At 38.9% G+C, this 234-nt stretch carries 1 pseudogene; it reads left to right on the plus strand.

The features are described from left to right. Window positions 1–234: pseudogene (locus tag SB765_RS33910) on the plus strand (M3 family peptidase); the annotation flags it as partial.

A 234-nucleotide genomic window follows, 5' to 3' on the forward strand; every position in this document is an offset into this window, starting at 1 on the left:
TTATTTAAACCAAGCCCATTGCAATACATGGCTCCTGAGTTTGATAAGTTTGGTACTACTGAATACGAAGCTGCATTTGATGCAGGTATTGCACAACATAATGCAGAAATTTTGGCAATTGCCAATAATCCAGAACCAGCTACTTTTGAAAATACCTTGGTAGAAATGGAGCTTGCTGGTGAACTATTAAACCGCGCATCAGCTGCATTCTACAACTTATCAGGTCTTATCTCT

This window comes from Pseudomonas sp. SIMBA_067, from assembly GCF_046534675.1.
Lineage (GTDB): Bacteria > Pseudomonadota > Gammaproteobacteria > Pseudomonadales > Pseudomonadaceae > Aquipseudomonas > Aquipseudomonas putida.